The following is a 17307-nucleotide window of genomic DNA, read 5'->3' as shown; positions in this document are numbered from 1 at the left end:
GCTGGACGCAACACGGCGGGGTCATGACCAGGTTCTGCCGACGCCGGGCGAAGCACAACCTGTTCAGGGTTTCCCCTGGGTAAAATAGCGGGTTTTCCCATCCGCCGGATCTTTCATGCCTCAACCATCCACTGCCCGTGCCAGGCCACAGGCGTCCGCCGGACTGGTGATCTTCGCTCTGGCGATCGGCGCGTTCGCCATCGGCACCACGGAATTCGCCACCATGAGCCTGCTGCCCTACTTCGCGCCGGATCTGGGTATCGACGCGCCCACGGCGGGCCATGTCATCAGCGCCTATGCGCTGGGCGTGGTGGTGGGCGCCCCGCTGCTGACCGTGCTGGCGGCCCGCGTCGCGCGGCGCACCCTGCTGGTGGCGCTGATGGGGCTGTTCACCCTGTTCAACGGCCTGTGCGCCTTTGCGCCCAGCTACGAATGGCTGCTGGTGCTGCGCTTCCTGAGCGGTCTGCCCCACGGCGCGTACTTCGGCATCGGCGCGCTGATGGCCGTGTCGCTGGTGCCGCACGCCAAGCGCAACCAGGCGGTGGGCCGCATGTTCCTGGGGCTGACAGTGGCCACCATTCTGGGCGTGCCTTTTGCCAACTGGCTGGGGCACGCGCTGAACTGGCGCTGGGGTTTCGCCCTGGTCAGCCTGTCCGGGCTGCTGACGATGGGGCTGGTCGCCTGGCTGGCGCCCCACAGCCCGCCCGAACCGGGGGCCAGTCCCTGGCGCGAACTGGGCGCACTGCGTCAGCCGCAGGTCTGGCTGACCCTGGCGGTCGGCGCCATCGGCTTTGGCGGCCTGTTCGCCGTCTACACCTATCTGGCCGATGTGCTGCTGGAAGTGACGGGCGTGTCTCCCGGCACGGTGCCCCTGGTGCTGGCGGTTTTCGGCGTCGGCCTGACCGTGGGCAACATCCTGGTGCCCTGGCTGGCCGACCGGGCCCCGATGCACACGGCGGTCGGCCTGCTGCTCTGGAGCGCGGCCATGACCGCGCTGTTCCCCCTGGCGGCCGGCAACGTCTGGACGCTGTCGGCCAATGTGTTCTTCATCGGCTTTGGCGGCGCGCTGGGCACCATTCTGCAGACCCGGCTGATGGACGTGGCGCGGCATGCCCAGGGGCTGGCCGCCGCCTTGAACCATTCCGCCTTCAATTTCGCCAACGCGCTGGGACCGTTGCTGGGCGGTCTGGCCATCGCGCGCGGCTACGGCTGGACTTCGCCCGGCTGGGTCGGCACCGGCCTGGCGCTGGCCGGGCTGGCGATCCTGGTGCTGTCCTTGCGACTAGATCAGGCTGACTCGCCCTGAACCTTGTCCTGGGGGCCTCTGAATAAGTCGCGCGGAAAGCGGGCGCTGCAGACCGCTCGATTCCGCAGATGCACGCGGCGTGAGGACTTGTTTAAAGGTCCCCTATGTCCGGGTATTGAAATCCGCCGCGTCGTGGCGTTCCAAGAGCTGCTCGGACGGATCGCCGGACGTGCGGTTGACCATCCGCCCGCGCCGCACCGCCGGACGCTCGCCGATGGCCTTGGCCCAGCGCAGCGCGTGGCGATAATCCCCGGCCGACAGGAATTCCGCCGCGCCATAGACATAGTTCAACAGCACCCCGCCATACCAGGGCCAGATGGCGATGTCGGCGATGGTGTAGTGATCCCCCGCCACGAACTCATGCTCGGCCAGGCGCTTGTCGAGCACGTCGAGCTGGCGCTTGGCCTCCATGGCGAAACGGTTGATGGCGTATTCGATCTTCACGGGCGCATAGGCGTAGAAATGGCCGAAGCCACCGCCCAGGAAGGGAGCGCTGCCGACCTGCCAGAACAGCCAGGACAGGCATTCGGCCCGCGCCGCCGGTTCGGTCGGCAGAAAGGCACCGAACTTTTCCGCCAGATGCATCAGGATCGCCCCCGACTCGAAGACCGGAATGGGCGCCGGCCCGCTGCGATCCACCAACGCCGGGATCTTGGAATTGGGGTTGACGTCGACAAAGCCGCTGCCGAACTGGTCGCCTTCGCCGATCCGGATCAGCCAGGCATCGTATTCCGCGCCCGCATGCCCCTGCTCCAGGAGCTCTTCCAGCATGATGGTGACCTTGATGCCGTTGGGCGTGCCCTGGGAATAAAGCTGCAAGGGATGCCGCCCGACGGGCAATTCGCGCTCATGTGTCGGTCCGGACACGGGACGGTTGATGTTGGCGAACCTGCCACCGCTGGGCTGATCCCAGGTCCACACTCTGGGGGGCTGGTATTCGGACGACTGACTCATGCTGCATGCTCCTGGTGGGCCGCCTCCGATGGTGCGGCACGGCAAAAACGTTTACGTTAACAGCATCGGCCGGCGCTGTGAACAGAGTCCGACGGCGACACGCCGCGCTGGACGAGCTCCTTGCCCGGCCCTATGATGTGCCCGAACCCTTGAACCTTGAAAGGAGCATCACATGGGTATCATCAGCATGATCATCGTCGGTTTCATCATCGGCCTGATCGCACGAGCGATTATGCCTGGCGAGCAGAAGCTGGGCATCATCCTGACCACGATCCTGGGGATCGTCGGATCGGTCGTGGCCGGCTACCTGGGCGATGCGTTGGGCATCTACCAGGCCGGCCAGGGCGCGGGCTGGATCGGCTCCATCGTGGGGGCCCTGATCGTGCTGTTCATCTACGGCCTGATCGCCCGAAAAGCCTGAAGGGGCATGGCGCGCCGGCCCGATGGCCGGCGCAATCCCGCGAGCGGCCGGTCCGCGATCAGTAGTGCGGCGGCCGTTCGTCAGCGCTGCCGCCCGGTCCGGGCGCACCACTGGCCACGAATTGCTGGCGCAAGGCCAGCAATTCACGCGCCAGGGATTCGATCTGCTGCTGCTGGCGAAAGATCGTGTGGTTCAAGCGATCCAGCAGGTCGTCGGCATACGCGGCCTTGACCTCCAGATCGACCAGGCGTTTTTCTCGCAGCGCATCGAGATCGGTATCGGCGTCGTTCATGTCCGTTTCCTGTCAGGCTTCCAGAGTTCAGCAGCCAGCATGCTACTCGGATTCGCCCACAGCCAGAAAATCCGCCAGCAGACCGGCAATCACCCGGGTGGCGCCGCGCAAGTCCTCCAGCATCACGTGCTCGTCGGACTGCTTGGCACGCGATTCCATGACGGTGCGCGGCCCCGCCCCGTACATGACGGTCGGCACGCCGTGTTCGGCGTACAGACGGGCGTCAGCATACAAAGGCGTGCCGACGGCGGGGATGTCTTCGCCGAACACCGCGCGCGCGTGGGACTGCAGGCTGGCAACCAGTTTTTCATGGCCAGGCAGCGGCCGCAACGCACGCGCCAGCAGGATGCGTCGCACCTCGACGGTGATGCCCGGCAGACCGGCCACGGCGGCCGCGATGAAGGCGCGCACGTCGGCCTCGACCGCAACGGGGTCTTCCTCGGGGATCAGGCGGCGATCCATCTTCAGTACCACCTTGCCCGGCACCACATTGGTGTTGATGCCGCCGTCGATGCGGCCCACGATCATGGTGGGATGGGTGATGCCGTCGATCCGGGAATCAATGCCATCGAGCGCGTCGGCCTGACGGTAGATTTCGTCCAGAATGCGGCTGGCGGCCCGCAGGGCGTCGTGCCCGGTCCTGGGCGCAGAACCGTGCGTGGCCTTGCCGTTGACAGTGATCTCGAACTGCAGGCAACCATTATGCGCCGTGACCACGGCGTAGCTGAAACTGGCGCAGACCACGTAGTCCGGCTTGGTCAGGCCGCGCTCCAGCAGCCAGCCCGGCCCCTTGAGCCCACCAAATTCCTCGTCGTAGGTGAAATGCAGTTCCACGGCGCCCTTCAAAGGTGCACCGCTGGCCTCGAGCGCGCGCACGGCGTGCAGGTAGGTGGTGAAATCGCTCTTGGACACGGCCGAGGCCCGGCCATAGAGACGCCCGTCCACGACCTCGCCACCGTAGGGGTCATGGGTCCAGCCTTCGCCCGGAGGCACCACGTCGCCGTGTGCGTTGAGCGCCAGCACCGGACCACCCGCGCCGTAGCGGCGGCGTACGATCAGGTTGGTGATGCTGCGCATGCCGTAGGTCTGCATTTCCTCATCGGGCACGCGATGACGCTCGACTTCCCAGCCCCAGCCTTCGAGGAGGGCGGCCACGGTCTCGGCATGCGGGGCGTTGTCGCCCGGCGGCGTGTCCGTGGGCACGGCCACCAGGCGTTGCAGCAGCGCGACCTGCTCGTCGAAATGGGCGTCCACCCAGGCGTGCAGGGCGGCCTGCAAAGACTTTTCCATCATCAACGAACCAGGCGGCCCCAGATCCGCACGCGGCTGATGCCGCCATCGGGGAACATGTTCACCCGCACGTGCGAGACCGGGCCGATCTTCCGGATCACATCGCCTTCGTAGAAGTGCTGCTTGTCCATCTCGGTCTTTTGTTCGCTCAGCAATTCAGGCCAGAACATGGCCTGGGTCACCAGCGACTGGTCGGTCGATTCGGCCACCCGCGCACCCTGCAGCGAGACGCGATCGGGGTAGTTTCCCTTGAAGTGCGCCGTGTCGATTTCAATCTTTTCCACGATGACCGGATGGCCCATTTCCAGGATCAGCCAGTCATTGCCGGGCTCGCGGCGGCGGCGGGTTTCCCAGCCATCGCCCATATTGACGCCACGGCCCGCCTGGATGACGGTGGTGGGCGTGCCGAAGTGAGCGTCGCTGTAAGCGACGATGCGCCCGCCACTGGCCAGCGCCGACACTTCGTACAGGGCGTCCGGGTCGCACCGATCCCAGTCGCAGGCCGGCTGTCCGTAGACGCGCAGGCGGGCCACGCCGCCGTCGGGGAAGATGTTCACGCGCAGGTGAGTCCAGACGCGGCTGTCGCCGATCTCGACAAAGTGGTGGGAATTGCCCTGCAGCGACTTGGCCGGGACGAGTTCGACCCATTCGGTCTGGGCGTCGGGCTCACCCGCGCAGAACGCCGCCTGGACGGACGCGGCGGGCGGGAAATTGCCGGTGAAGTGGCTGGTGTTGATGTCCAGGCCCTTGATCGTGCCCGGCAGGCCCAGCTTGACGATGGCGTGGTCATGGCCACCGTTGCGGCGGCGGCGGGTTTCCCAGCCGTCCATCCACTTGCCGTGGTCGTCGAACTTGCCGACGATGAAGACGGGCTCGGCATCCTGCAGCATCCGCTGCGCCGAGGCAAAGAATTCGTCCGAGCAGGACAGCACACGAGCGCCCAGGCTTTCGCTGGCGAGATTCGGATGACGGGTGGCGAAGACGGGCAGATCGACTGCGGGGGCGTCGATGACGGTGCCGACGGGCAGATTGGATGAGGCCATGGGGGTCAGTTCCAGGGAAAAAGGGATCAGGCGGGCTTGTAGGGGTGTTCTTGCACCCAATGGCGGGCGATGTCGGCGCGCGTGGCGACCCAGACGCGGTCGTGCTTCTGGATGTGATCCAGGAAGCGCTGCAGACCGGCGAAACGACCCGGGCGACCGATCAGGCGGCAGTGCAGGCCGACCGACAGCATCTTGGGCGAGGTCTCGCCTTCGGCGTACAGCACGTCGAAGGCATCACGCAGGTAGGTGAAAAAATGATCGGCGGTGTTGAAACCCTGCGGCGAACCGAAGCGCATGTCGTTCGTGTCCAGGGTATACGGCACCATGAGCTGGGGATGGGTCTTGCCGTGACCCAGGTCCACCTCGGTCCAGAACGGCAGATCGTCGCCATAGTAGTCGGCGTCGTACAGAAATTTGCCTTCCTCGGCGACGATGCGCAAGGTATTGGGGCTGTCGCGCCCGGTGTACCAGCCTTCGGGGTGGCGGCCCAGCAGCTTCGTGACGATTTCCACACAGCGCTGGAAGTGCTCACGCTCGATGCTCTCGGGTACGTTCTGGTAATGGATCCAGCGGTAGCCGTGGCAGGCGACCTCATGACCCAGCTCGACGAAGGCGCGCGCAACCTCCGGGTTGCGCTCCAGCGCCATGCCCACGCCGAAAACCGTCAGCGGCAGGTCACGGCGCTCGAATTCGCGCAGCAGACGCCAGACGCCGGCGCGCGAACCATATTCGTAGATCGACTCCATCGACAGGTGGCGCTCGGGATAGGCCGCCGCGCCAATGATCTCGGACAGAAATTGCTCCGACCCCGGATCGCCGTGCAGGACGCAATTTTCCCCGCCTTCCTCGTAGTTGAGGACGAACTGCACGGCCACGCGGGCCTGGCCCGGCCAGTTGGCGTGCGGGGGAGTGCGGCCATAGCCGATCAGATCGCGGGGATAGTGCTTGTCTGCCATGAGAGTCTCCTGTGAATGAGGTCAGATCGATGGGGTCAGCGTGTGTCGCTGGAACGCGGCCCAGGGATCGGCGCCTGGGCCGGGCGTGGTGTCCATCCGCTGTTCGCAATCCTTGAGATGATGGTCCATGGCGGCCCGCGCGCCCGTGGCGTCGCGCCGCGCGATACAGTCCAGAATGTCCCGATGCTCCAGATATGAACAGGCGCTGCCCTCGGTGGTGTCCCCCAGAGCGATGATCAGCGTGGTGCGGGCGCACAGCCCGGCCAGCATGTCCGTCAGCACCTGGTTGTCCAGCACGCGGGCAAGTTCGACGTGAAAGGCATTGGACAGGCGCAGCCAACTGATGCGGTCTCCCTGCTCGAAGGCGCGCTGCTCGCGTTCGACCATCCCGCGCAAGGGCGCCAGCCGGTCGGCCACATCGTCCAGCGCCACCAGCATGTCGATCACGATGCACTCCAGCGCGCGGCGCATGGCGAACACGTCGTGCACTTCTTTGGATTCGGCCTGCCAGACGTAGGCGCCGCGATTGGGTTCGATCGCCACGAGCTTGTCGTGCGCCAGCCGCGCCAGCGCCGCCCGCACCGTGCCGCGCGAACAATCGAAGGCCGTGCACAGCGCCGATTCGGTCAGTTTGGTTCCCGGCAGCAGTCGTCGGTCCATGGCGGCGTCGAAAATTTCCCCGTAGACGCGATCGACGTCCGACGGTTCACCGGCAGGCTTGGGATCGCGCAAGGTGGAGGCGCGCGGCGCTTTCAGATCCTGGGCGGCGCGGTCGGGCTTCAATCGGAGCATGGCCATAAGGGAAAACGACAGGTTTGATTGACGACGGAAATTGTTGACAATTATTGTGTATCGAGCCAGAATCGTCAACACAAATTGTTCACAATATTTGATCCGTCCTGCCCCGAAGTCCGCCGGCCCGCTCCGGCGCTTCGCGAACCGGCGAACCATTCGCCGGGTCCGGCTATACCGGGGGCCTATTGGCAGGATACTGACCGGCATAAATCCCATGGGAAAACTCTCCACCCATGTCCTGGACACCGTGCACGGTGTGCCAGCCCAGGGCGTCGCCCTTGAACTCTATCGCCTCGATGGCGATTCCCGCACTCTGCTCACGCAAACGGCCACCAACCACGATGGCCGCTGCGACGCGCCCCTGCTCAGCGGTCCTGCGCTGACCAAGGGTGTCTATGAGCTGGTCTTCCATGCCGGCGATTATTTCGCCCGCAAGGGGGTGTCCCTGCCCGAACCCCGGTTCGTCGATCAGGTCGTGCTGCGCTTCGGCGTAGCCAACCCGGACGAGAACTATCACGTCCCTCTGGTCGTGACGCCGTGGACCTGGTCTACCTATCGCGGCAGCTAAGCGCCACGCCGACCCCGGCACCCCCTATATCGAAGAATCCAAGAGGAGACTCTCATGGAAAGCTTTTTCCTTGAGTACGGCAACCTGTTGCTGCGCTGGCTGCACGTCATCGCCGCCATTGCCTGGATCGGTGAATCGATCTATTTCGTCATGCTCGACCTGAGCCTGCACGCGCCCAAGGGCGAACAGAGCAAAAAACTCGGCGTCTACGGTGAAATGTGGGCCGTCCACGGCGGCGGTTTCTACCACAACCAGAAATACCTGACCAACCCGGCCGAACTGCCCGATGATCTGCACTGGTCATTCTGGAAGGCCTACACCACCTGGCTGTCGGGCTTCGGCCTGTTCATGCTGCTGTACCTGCTGCGCGCCGACATCTACCTGGTCAACCCGGCCAGCCCCTGGGAATGGGCACGCAACATGAACGGCACCGAGGCCGGCATCCTGGCCGTGGCCTTCCTGGTGATCGGCTACAACGTCTATTCTCGCCTGTGCCGCATCATCAGCCCCACCGTCAATCGCGACGGACTGCTGAGCGTGGCCGTGGGCGTGATGATGGTCCTCGTTGCCTGGCTGACCACGCAGATCTTTCCGGGCAGAGCCGCGTTCCTGATCACCGGCGCGTTGATGGCGACCTGCATGTCGGCCAGCGTGTTCTTCTGGATCATTCCCGGCCAGCGTCGCATGGTCAAGGCCCTGAAGGCCGGTGAAAAGCCCAATCCGCTGGACGGCGCCTGGGGCAAGCAGCGCTCGGTGCACAACACGTATTTCACCCTGCCGGTGATCTTCCTGATGCTCAGCAATCACTATTCGTTCACCTACACGAATGAATACGCCTGGGTCATCATGAGCCTGTTCATCTTCGCCGGCGCGGTGATCCGCCAGTATTTCGTGCTGCGCCACACCGGCAAGAACGATCTGCGCTATCCGCTGGCCGGCATCGTGATGCTGGCGCTCATCGGCTGGATCGCCGCTCCGGCCCCCGCGCCGGCCGTCGCTCCCAGTGCGCAGACCAGCCAGACCCAGGCCGCCGTCACGGTGGATCAGGTCCACGGCATCATGACCGCTCGCTGCACGGAGTGTCACTCGGCCAAGCCCACGCAGCCCGGTTTCGCCGCCGCGCCGGCCGGCATCCTGCTGGACACCAAGGAGCAGATCCTGCTGCACGCCGACCAGATCAAGCAGGCCGTCGCCAGCAAGTACATGCCGCTGGCCAACCTGACGCAGATGACGGACGAAGAACGCGCCGTGATCGCGGCCTGGAGCGGCAAGTAAGGCAGGCCCTCTGCGCGGGGCGGTTCGACAGAGTCCGCCCCGCGTGCGCTGCATGACGCACCGCGATCACACCATTCGCCGGCGCATCCTCCTGCCCCCGCACCAAAACGCAGAGGCCGACAGCATTCATTGCCGCGCGACACACAGGTACCCCACGGTCCAGCCTTCCGGTGCGACGAGCGACCCGGTTTCGGCCACCTGTACCATGGCGTAACCGGGTGGACACGAGCACGCGCCGGTCACCGGGTTGGCCGAAGATCCGCCCGTGGCATTGAAACAGCCCCGGCGGCTGTTGAGCATGTAGCCACCCCCGGGAGGCCGTACCAGCAAGGCCCAAATCCCCTGCCGGCAAACCATCATTCCCACCCCGTCCCTGGCACGGCCCAGCACGCCCTCTGGCGCGCACATTCCGCCAACGCCCCAGCCCTGTTCCAGGTACAGGCCGTTGCGCGCGACCAGGTAGGACCCGCTGCTCACCTGGCCCTGGACCGTGGCATCGCCCTGAAAGTCCGGATCGCGGGCATCCCGCACCCGCAGATAGTCATCGCCACCCCCTGCCCCGGCTTCGCTGCCGTGCACCGGGGCAGTCCGGGCGGCCAGCGCCACGACGCCCGGCGCCCAGTCGGCGGTGCCCGGCTCTGGTACTGGCACGCGCAACCCCGCGCCTCCCAGAAATCCAGGCTGGCGCGGCCAGACCACCAGCCCGCGACCCTCGGCGGCCTGCAGCCATTCGGCCACCAGCCCCTCATCCACCCCGCCGGCGGGCGTTCGCAGCGCGGGACGCGCATGCAGCAACGCCCACACCCGGCAGGACGCCCCCGGGCACTCACCATCGCGCACCACCCGCAGCCCCAGAGTCCGGTGCAAGGGTCCCGTGGTCTGCCAACCCGCGCCCAGCAGGCCCGCCGACCGCAGTTCGTCCCAACGCGGCGCCGTCCAGTCGGCGTAGCCCCGGTCCGCCAGTGCATCGGCTGCCCCGGCTCCAGAGAGTTCGGCCGCATGGCGCGCCAGGAATGCCTCGGCCGCGTCCCGGGCGATGCCCATCCAGGCTGCCAGGGAGCGGGCCTGCAGCGCCCGGGTGCGTTGCGCCCACTCCTGGCTGGCCCAGATCGCAAGCACCAGGCTCAGGACCGCGACGACCATGAGCTCCAGCAGCAGAGAGCCACGCTGAGCGCGCGGGCGGGCGCAGCCCCCTCCCCTGAAGGCGGCATCAACTGACATGGAACACGAACTGGTTGACGTCTCCCTTGGCGCAGGCCGATTCCGCCGACAGCGCGTTATAGGTCGTGGCGGCGTCCTTGACCGTGCGTGCGGCGGCGCCATTGGCCTCGACCGTGATGCGATCGGCCACACGCTGCAATACCGAGGCGATCGAGGGGCAGGCCACGTGGTTGACCTGCTTCAGCCGCAACAGGAACGCCGCGCCGGCATCCGCCGATTCGACCTCGACCGTGCCGCCGCCTCCCAGGCCGTGCAGCACCGTACCGTCGTTTGCCAGGGTCAGCACGGTGGAATCCGCCACCATGGCCGCCAGATTGGTCGTGCCGATGTCTTCATAGGGCGCGTCGCCGGAGGTTCCGGCATTGACGCGCACGTGCATGACGAAACGGGCCAGTTCCTGGCCGACCTTGGGCACTTTGTTTTCCATCACGTAGCCACCGATCGCCGGAATGCCGATGACTGCGATCAGCAGCACGATGGCGGTGACGATCGAGACCTCGACCAGAGAGAACCCCGCCTGTCCCGTCCGGCGGCGCATGGCGCGCGATTGAGCCAATACTTGCATGAAGCCTCCTTTGCCGGATGCCCGGCGCACGAATGAACCGGCTCTCAAGAGCCGGCATGAAACATCATCCAGCCGCGTCGCAGTTCGTCGAGTGCGGCGTAGTGCCACAGGCCGATCCCCAGCACGACCGCCACCCCCGACAGCAGCGCCGCCCAGCGCAACGCCAGGGCCTGGAGCCGGACACGGTCCAGCCAGCGGCCGGCCATCCGCCGGTGGGCGGCCTGCACTCCGGCCTGCAGACCGCGCGCGGCGGCCATGTCTTCCAGATACCAATACAGCTCGCGATCCAGCAACTCCGTATCGAAGGCCGCCGCGCCGGCCAGGCCCTGATCGATGCGATCGGCGATGCGCTCCAAGTGATCTCCCAGCCAGGGGCTGGCATCCTCCAGGAACAGCAGGATCACCGGCCGCAACTGGGTCGAACTGCCCGAGCCCGGTTGCAGCAGAATCGAAATCAGCGCAAGCAGGCGCAGGGCCTGGACCTGACGGTACAGGCGCCAGGGGCCGTAGCGATCCAGGCGGCGGCGCCACGGTCCGTGCCAGCGCGGCAGAGTGTAGAGGCCTGCTGCCAGCAGCACGAGCAGCCCGGCCGGCAGCCCCGCGCCCCAGGCACGCAACCAATCCGCACCGGCAAACAGCGCCCGCGACCAGTCGCCCAGATAGGCGGACGGCAGGCCCTGAAAAGCCTGCCGCAAGGCCGGCACCGTCCATTGGGGCAAGGCCAGCAGCAACAGACTGGCCACCAGCAGCGCCACGCCCGCCGAACCCAACGTAGCCCAGAGCATGCGCCGGGCCTGGATCAGCAGCGCCAGATGCTCGGACAGGGCCTGGAAGCACGCCAGCAGCCGGGCATTGCCATAGGCCTGGGCGGCTCGCACCAGGGCCAGTTCGTCTGCCGGAAAACAGCCCATCCAGGTGGCACGCAGATCGCCGCCACAGGCCTCGCAAGCCCGCGCCCAGGCTCTGGACAGGCGTCCGCGTACCGTGCCCGGTCCATGGCGCGCGGCATCCCGATCGAACAGTTCACGTACGGTCAGCCGGCCTTGCGCCCCCAGCAGCACGGCCTGGAGATAATCGAAGTAATCCGCGCGTCCGCCGGCAAAGCGCCAGGCATCCAGGCGCAGGCGCAGACGCGCCAGCAGCGCCCCGCCCCGCGTCATCGATACGCTCCCGCGTCGTGCGGCACAGCGCCGCTGGCGGACAGCCGTCCCTGGCGCAGCAACAGGGTTTCAAAGGCCATGAACCGCACTTCGACGTCACGCGGGTCCACCTGCCCGGCGACGACTTTTTCCATGGCGTGCGCCATCGCGCTGGCGCGCGGGTCCGGCACGTAACCGTCGCCGCCGTCCGCACCGGGCAAGCCCGGTTCCAGGCACTCGGCGGCCACGGTCCGCCCGTCGTAACCGAACAGTTCGGGCAGCGCAGCACGACGGCACTGCGTGCAACCGTCCGGATTGCGCAGGCGCAGACTGGCCGGATCGATCCCCCAGGCCTGCCCGACCCAGCCGAGCCAGCGCCGCCAATGGCCGACGTCACCACCCGGCTGCTGGCGCACGAGTTCGGCCGGCGCCGCCGGCAGCGCACAATCCAGACACAGCCGGGGCAACAGCGCCTGATAAACGAGCAGCTTCAGGATGCCGGGCGTAGTCAGAAAATCACGCGGTACGGCAATGAAATCGGAAGCCAGCCGATCGACAATGGCGCGCGCCGAAGGTGCGTGCACAGTGGTGTAGACATTGACGCCAGACCCCGCCAGATCCATGAAGGCCAGCCCGCTTTCGGCATCGCGGATTTCCCCCAGCAGGACGTCGGTCATGGCCGAACGTTTCAGGGTCCGCAGCTTGGCGGCGTAGCGGCCATGCGCCTGCTGATCCAGGTCGCGGCCGATGGTGTTCTGCACGGCCCGGTCGATCCGGTATTCCACCGGTTCTTCCAGGGTAATGATCTTGCGGTGCGCCGGCAGGCCCCGGATCAGGGTCGCCAGCGCCGTTGATTTACCCGACCCCACGGTGCCCGCGAACACCAGAGCGCCGCCCTCGGACTTCAGTACCCGCTCGAAACAGGCCACCTGGTCGGCCCGATAGCCCAAGCCGTCCAGCGTGGCGGGGCCGGACCCGGCATCGCGCGACAGGAAGCGCAGGCAGACGCTGGGGCCCCGGTCGGCGGCCAACGAAGCCCAGCGCAGGGTGTAGGCTCGCCCATCCACGCGGCGCAGCAGACTGCCCTGCTGCTCCAGCAGCGGGTCGAAGACCGCCCCGTTGCCCCCCTGAATGTCCATCCAGGCGACCGCCAGCACATCGCGCAGCAATCCGGTCGGCATGTGACGGAAGCGTTCCGGGGCCACGTAGCGGCCGGCCACGGTATAGCGGACTTCGGATTCCGCCGCGTCACGCAAGACGTTCAGGTGCAGATCCGTCGCCCCCTGGCGCACACCCCATTCGACCAGGTCCTGAAACACCCCGGCCAGGGCCGTCGGCGTGCGGTCTCCCGCCTGCGCCAACGCCGCCGCGCCGCCCTCTCGCGACAGGGCCAGCAACAGCGCCGCCGGCAGGACATAGCGGGCCGGCTCGGACAGGGTGCGGCCAGCGGCCCGCAGCCGCCGTTCGAGCGCGTCGGCCTGATCGCTGCCGACATATTCGGCCCGAGCCAGCAGCGTAACGCTGCCATCGGCCCGTTCCACCGGGCAGATCCGGTCCGCCAACGACTGGACGCCCAGGTCCGGCGCCAGCACGCGCCGCACCGCCGGCCGCAGCGCCGACAGATGCCCGGGATGATCGATCACGCCGGCCCGGGCCGGGTCGAAGGGCGGCGGGGGCTCGGCCAGCGACAGGACGGAAGACCAGGGTTTCATGGCCTCACCTCGCCCAGCAGCATGCGCAAGCACAAAGAATGACGGTCCTCGCCGCGTTCGAGCTGAACGCAGGCGCCATTCATGCCACGCAACTGATAGACGCCCTGATCCCCGGCATGCCCGGCGGGCCAGGCCTGGCCGCGCACGTACAGATAGGCCCGGCGGCCCACCTGAATCTCGGCCATCAAGGCCTGACCGACGCCGTACAAAGCCACCAGACGGGGCGCCAGCACGGGTTGCACCCCCGCGCCTGTATCCGTACGGCGGGCGGTTTCGGCGTCAGCGCTCGCTGCCGAGGTGCGCAAGGCATCGCGCAGGTCCTGCTGCATCAGTTCGCGTACCGACTGGGTTTCCCAGCGGACCTGATGGTCTTCCGGCACATCCCCGGCCAAGGTCGTTGCTCTGGCCGATCCGGTTCCAGACACGGCATCTGCCCAGACAGTCATCGGCCCCCCCGCCCCCAGCACCAGGCACAGCCACACCATCCCAAGCAGGACGCCGCATCCTCCAGGCGGCTGTTCCCGGCCCGGAAGGACGGTCCGGCCTGTCTGCAGCCTGCGCGGGCGGTCATGATCGGTTTTCATAGACGGTTCCTTCGAGATGCAGGATCAAGCGGCTGGCACGCAGGCCCGGCCGGGCGCCCGGTGCCAAAGTCAGCGCAGCCTTGTGCCAGGAAACGGCTCGCGCCAACGGCGCCAGCAGCGCACCCGAGCGCAACGGCCCTTCGACCCGCAGGACGCGTACGGCCAAGGTGGGCAAGTCCTCGGGCTGCGGCAATTCCTGGCCTTGGGCATCACGCGGTGCTGGCACCGCCAGCGGGCGGGATGCCTCCAGCCGCAGCACGGAAAAGGCAGGCAGTACCGCCTGCAATTCGCTGACCCAGTCGCGGGCCAGCAGCCCCGCGCGCGGCAGGCTGTGCGGTTCCGGTCTCAGCCCGGGCACGGTCACGGTCCAGGCCGCGCGGGCGACATCCAGGGACGGGAAATCCAGCCGCCAGCCGGTGGGCGCGGCCCGCAGCAAGGCGCGGTTATCGGCCTCGAATCCTTGGCGGCGATATTCGCCGACACAATGCCAAAGCGCGTCGGCTGGCCGGGGCTGGCAGCGCAGATCGTGCAGGGACCAGCCTCCGATTCGCGCCGGTTGGCGGTACAAGGCATCCAGCAGGGCGCGCGTGCCCGCTTCGCCATGCAGCGGATGCCGGGCCAAAGTGCGCGCCAACGCCGCGTGCCAGTCGGCCCGCGCATCGGGATCGGGTACAGCGGACGCCGCCGCACCGCTGCCCCAGCGCAACCAGCCGGCCGCGCTCAGGGCCACCGCCATCATCAGCAGCGTCAACCGCAGACCGCGCCGCCGCGTCAGCGTCAAAGGACGACAGCCTCCCGCCTGGCGCGCCAGTGTCTGCAGCAGCCCCGCAGTGTCCGGACCCGCTTGAGCGGCAAGCAGTTCCAGTTTCGGGTGCGCCCGGCGCAAGGCCTCGATCGCCTCGCAGGCCAGGGTTTCGTCGGGATAGGCGCGATCGGCGCGCGCCAGAGCGACCCCTTCGTGGGCGGCCAGGACATGCCAGAGTCCCGCGTCGAGCGGCAGCATGCAGGCCACGGTGCCGCGCGGGTGGCGACGCGCCAGCAGGTCCGCCGCCGACCAACAGGTCAAACCGGACGGCAGGCCACGGGCCAGGCCCAGTGCGGCGGGCGGATCGCCCGACACGACCCGGTGGGACGCCCCCTGGCGGCGCGCCTGCGCCTGGGCGGCCTCCGGTTCGCCCAACAGCGGCACCCAGTCCAGCCCGAAGGCGAGCGGCACCTGATCCACCCAGACGAGACGAGCGACGCGCGCCATGTCAGAGTCCCTCCTCGACCTGAGCAGTGATGATCAGCACGGTGGTCAGCCGCTGGGTGTTGAGCTGGTTGCCGCCGCCGAACACCGCAGGCACGCCGGGAGTCAAGCGGCGCTCGGCAGATTCGGCCGTTTGCCGATCGAACCCCGACACCACCAGCGGCTGCCCCGGTTGCAGGGCCAGTTGCTGCACGGTGCCATTGCCCTCGATGGTCAACTGCTGCAATTGCAGGGGATGATCCTTGTCGCCGAAGGTGACCGTCTTGAGCGGCTGGGCGACGGTATTGTCATAGGCCAACGACAGCAGGATCCGGCCGTCTTCCTGGGCATCGGGCACCAGGGTCAGCAAAGATCCGACGGTTTCGGCCTTCTGGTTGACGGACACGGCCGGCACCGCCAGACCGGTGGCGCCGGAAACCGGTGTGGTTTCAATCCTGTCAATGTAGGAGAACGTCGTGCGGACCGCATGCGATACTGGCCGCCGGTTCAGGCCCAAAATGGGCACACTGCTGCGCCGCACCAGTTGAACGGACTCGCCCAGCGCGTGGATGACGGCCTCGCTGCCGGAAAAAGGCCCCTGGACGATATTCACCCCCAGTTGCCCGCTGGAGCCGCTCGCCAGGGCCGGCACCGCCAGCCCGGCGGCCAGACGCGCGCCGGAAAAGATCAGATTCCAGTCGATGCCGGCCTGGGCCTGTTCGCTCAAGGCTACGGTCAATTCTTCGAAAATCAGCCGCACGCGGCGCGTCAAGGCACGGTTTTCCCGCTCCAGGTACAGCGCAATGCGATCCAGGACATCGGGTGTATCGGTGACCACGACGGACGTCCCGGCGCCGGATTCGGCCGACAGCACACCCGCCCGGGACAGGAACGGCTCGATCCGGGCGCGGATGGTTTTCATCACGTCCTGCTCGCCTCCGCTCAGACGGGTCCCGGAGGTACTGACAAAACCGCCATCGGTCGCGTCCCGCCCTTGTCCCAGCGAAGCCTGGACACGCGAATCCAGCGTCAAGGCCTGGACATCAAAAACCCGGGTATCGGTACGGAAGAATTCGATGCGGTCCCGCTCGTAGCGCCAGCGCACCCCCAGATGCGCGCACAGGCGATCCAGAATGTGCGGCAGCGGGGCCGGGCCGGTCGCCAGATCGAAAGGCTCCGGCGGCTCGGCGGCCTGCATGCCCTGCCCCGCACCATCCGCCAGGCGCGGCAGAAAGAGCCCGGACGGCAGCAGGGCATCGGGACGCACATGGACCGGAATGCCGGTGACGGCGGCGATGCGCCGCGCGATCCGGCGCAGATCATCGGTACCATCGGCGAACAGCAGGGTCGTGTGCACGCGGGCGCGCAGGGGCGCAGGCAGCTTCAGTTCGCGGGCCAGGGGTTGCGCCTTGCCGGCAATCCAGGGCTGATCGATGTTCTGGGCGGCGCGGCGCGCGTCGGCATCGGTTGCGGCCCGGGAGAATCGCCCATGTTCCCGGGACGCGCTGTCGTCCGCCTGCCGGAACTCGTCTGCCGCCCGGCGCAGGCGCTCGGAAAAGGCGCAGCCGGACAAGCCCAGACACAGGGACAGGATCAGCAGTCCCAACCGGCAGCGGGACCTCATGATGCCACCCCCGGGACCTGGGTCCGATCGCAACGCTGCGCCAACGGCACGACACGCAGCACCCGGTTGGCGTAGAAACAGGGCTGGACCGGCCGGTCCCCAAGTTCGGTGGCAGACAGCAGGCCGCGCACGGCCGTGCGGAACGAGTCCCCGAAGACCGCAGAACCCGCCAGAGGGATATCGACGTCGACGTCCCAGTGCTCTGGCTCGAAGGTCCAACCCGCAGTCTGTGCCCAGCGCCCCAGGGCCCGACGGACGTTGCCATCGGCCGGCGTCACCTCGAAGGACAAGGCGCGCGCCCTGGCCGAGGCTGCAGGCGCGGACGGAGCCGGTG

General features: G+C 67.4%; 18 protein-coding genes. 4 read left to right on the top strand and 14 right to left on the bottom strand.

Annotated features, from left to right (window positions below; translation table 11 throughout):
* The first annotated feature begins 115 nt into the window (after positions 1 to 115).
* Positions 116 to 1306 (top strand): MFS transporter, encoded by a 1191-nt coding sequence (locus WA983_RS08655; protein WP_424249392.1) that lies wholly within the window; start codon positions 116 to 118, stop codon positions 1304 to 1306.
* A 102-nt stretch (positions 1307 to 1408) separates the two neighbouring features.
* Here WA983_RS08655 and yghU read toward each other — a convergent pair whose 3' ends face one another.
* Positions 1409 to 2260 carry a glutathione-dependent disulfide-bond oxidoreductase gene (gene yghU, locus WA983_RS08650; RefSeq protein WP_424249394.1) on the bottom strand — a complete coding sequence of 284 codons (852 nt, stop codon included), beginning with the start codon at positions 2258 to 2260 and terminating at the stop codon, positions 1409 to 1411.
* A 172-nt stretch (positions 2261 to 2432) separates the two neighbouring features.
* Here yghU and WA983_RS08645 point away from each other — a divergent pair, with 172 nt between their 5' ends.
* A complete protein-coding gene (locus WA983_RS08645; RefSeq protein WP_424249396.1) occupies positions 2433 to 2681 on the top strand; it encodes a GlsB/YeaQ/YmgE family stress response membrane protein in 249 nt (82 codons plus the stop codon).
* 58 nt (positions 2682 to 2739) lie between these two features.
* Here WA983_RS08645 and WA983_RS08640 read toward each other — a convergent pair whose 3' ends face one another.
* Genes WA983_RS08640 through WA983_RS08620 form a run of 5 tightly spaced genes read right to left on the bottom strand, consistent with a single transcriptional unit; the run spans position 2740 to position 7054 of the window.
* Positions 2740 to 2973 (bottom strand): SlyX family protein, encoded by a 234-nt coding sequence (locus tag WA983_RS08640; RefSeq protein ID WP_424311914.1) that lies wholly within the window; start codon positions 2971 to 2973, stop codon positions 2740 to 2742.
* Between the two features lie 42 nt (positions 2974 to 3015).
* Positions 3016 to 4266, bottom strand: coding sequence for a M20/M25/M40 family metallo-hydrolase (locus WA983_RS08635; protein WP_424248454.1), 1251 nt, complete (start codon positions 4264 to 4266; stop codon positions 3016 to 3018).
* Entirely contained in the window at positions 4266 to 5306 is a 1041-nt protein-coding gene (gene alc / locus WA983_RS08630; protein ID WP_424248452.1) for an allantoicase, read from the bottom strand. Before alc ends, WA983_RS08635 begins: the two co-directional genes overlap by 1 nt.
* Before the next feature lie 26 nt (positions 5307 to 5332).
* Positions 5333 to 6262: an allantoinase PuuE gene (gene puuE, locus WA983_RS08625; protein ID WP_424248450.1), complete on the bottom strand. Its 930-nt coding sequence runs from the start codon at positions 6260 to 6262 to the stop codon at positions 5333 to 5335.
* A 21-nt stretch (positions 6263 to 6283) separates the two neighbouring features.
* Positions 6284 to 7054: a GntR family transcriptional regulator gene (locus tag WA983_RS08620; RefSeq protein WP_424311913.1), complete on the bottom strand. Its 771-nt coding sequence runs from the start codon at positions 7052 to 7054 to the stop codon at positions 6284 to 6286.
* A 217-nt stretch (positions 7055 to 7271) separates the two neighbouring features.
* Between WA983_RS08620 and uraH the strand changes: the two genes are divergently transcribed.
* Complete coding sequence (gene uraH / locus WA983_RS08615) at positions 7272 to 7625, top strand: hydroxyisourate hydrolase (protein ID WP_424248446.1); 354 nt, start codon at positions 7272 to 7274, stop codon at positions 7623 to 7625.
* A 54-nt stretch (positions 7626 to 7679) separates the two neighbouring features.
* Positions 7680 to 8900: a urate hydroxylase PuuD gene (locus WA983_RS08610; RefSeq protein ID WP_424248444.1), complete on the top strand. Its 1221-nt coding sequence runs from the start codon at positions 7680 to 7682 to the stop codon at positions 8898 to 8900.
* Positions 8901 to 9026: 126 nt separating this feature from the next.
* Here the strand turns inward: WA983_RS08610 and WA983_RS08605 are convergent, their stop codons facing one another.
* The 8 genes from WA983_RS08605 to WA983_RS08570 form a co-directional block, all read right to left on the bottom strand.
* Entirely contained in the window at positions 9027 to 10121 is a 1095-nt protein-coding gene (locus tag WA983_RS08605) for a pilus assembly FimT family protein (RefSeq protein WP_424248442.1), read from the bottom strand.
* Positions 10111 to 10686, bottom strand: coding sequence for a type 4 pilus major pilin (locus WA983_RS08600; protein WP_424248441.1), 576 nt, complete (start codon positions 10684 to 10686; stop codon positions 10111 to 10113). The genes WA983_RS08605 and WA983_RS08600 overlap by 11 nt, the downstream gene beginning before the upstream one ends.
* A 44-nt stretch (positions 10687 to 10730) precedes the next feature.
* Positions 10731 to 11846 carry a hypothetical protein gene (locus WA983_RS08595; RefSeq protein ID WP_424311912.1) on the bottom strand — a complete coding sequence of 372 codons (1116 nt, stop codon included), beginning with the start codon at positions 11844 to 11846 and terminating at the stop codon, positions 10731 to 10733.
* On the bottom strand, positions 11843 to 13537 hold the full coding sequence (locus WA983_RS08590; protein WP_424248437.1) for an ATPase, T2SS/T4P/T4SS family: 1695 nt from the start codon (positions 13535 to 13537) through the stop codon (positions 11843 to 11845). Before WA983_RS08590 ends, WA983_RS08595 begins: the two co-directional genes overlap by 4 nt.
* A complete protein-coding gene (locus tag WA983_RS08585; RefSeq protein WP_424248435.1) occupies positions 13534 to 14121 on the bottom strand; it encodes a hypothetical protein in 588 nt (195 codons plus the stop codon). The genes WA983_RS08590 and WA983_RS08585 overlap by 4 nt, the downstream gene beginning before the upstream one ends.
* On the bottom strand, positions 14105 to 15373 hold the full coding sequence (locus WA983_RS08580; protein ID WP_424311911.1) for a hypothetical protein: 1269 nt from the start codon (positions 15371 to 15373) through the stop codon (positions 14105 to 14107). The genes WA983_RS08585 and WA983_RS08580 overlap by 17 nt, the downstream gene beginning before the upstream one ends.
* A 1-nt stretch (position 15374) precedes the next feature.
* Complete coding sequence (locus tag WA983_RS08575) at positions 15375 to 16973, bottom strand: hypothetical protein (RefSeq protein ID WP_424248353.1); 1599 nt, start codon at positions 16971 to 16973, stop codon at positions 15375 to 15377.
* Positions 16970 to 17307: toxin co-regulated pilus biosynthesis Q family protein (locus tag WA983_RS08570; RefSeq protein ID WP_424311910.1), on the bottom strand; the 338-nt coding region annotated here is incomplete at its 5' end. The genes WA983_RS08570 and WA983_RS08575, both read right to left, overlap by 4 nt.

It is taken from the genome of Castellaniella sp., from assembly GCF_049650445.1.
Classification (GTDB): Bacteria; Pseudomonadota; Gammaproteobacteria; order Burkholderiales; family Burkholderiaceae_B; genus Castellaniella.
The sequence above is the reverse complement of the archived record's forward strand: the minus strand, read 5'-3'. Positions and strand labels throughout refer to the sequence as shown.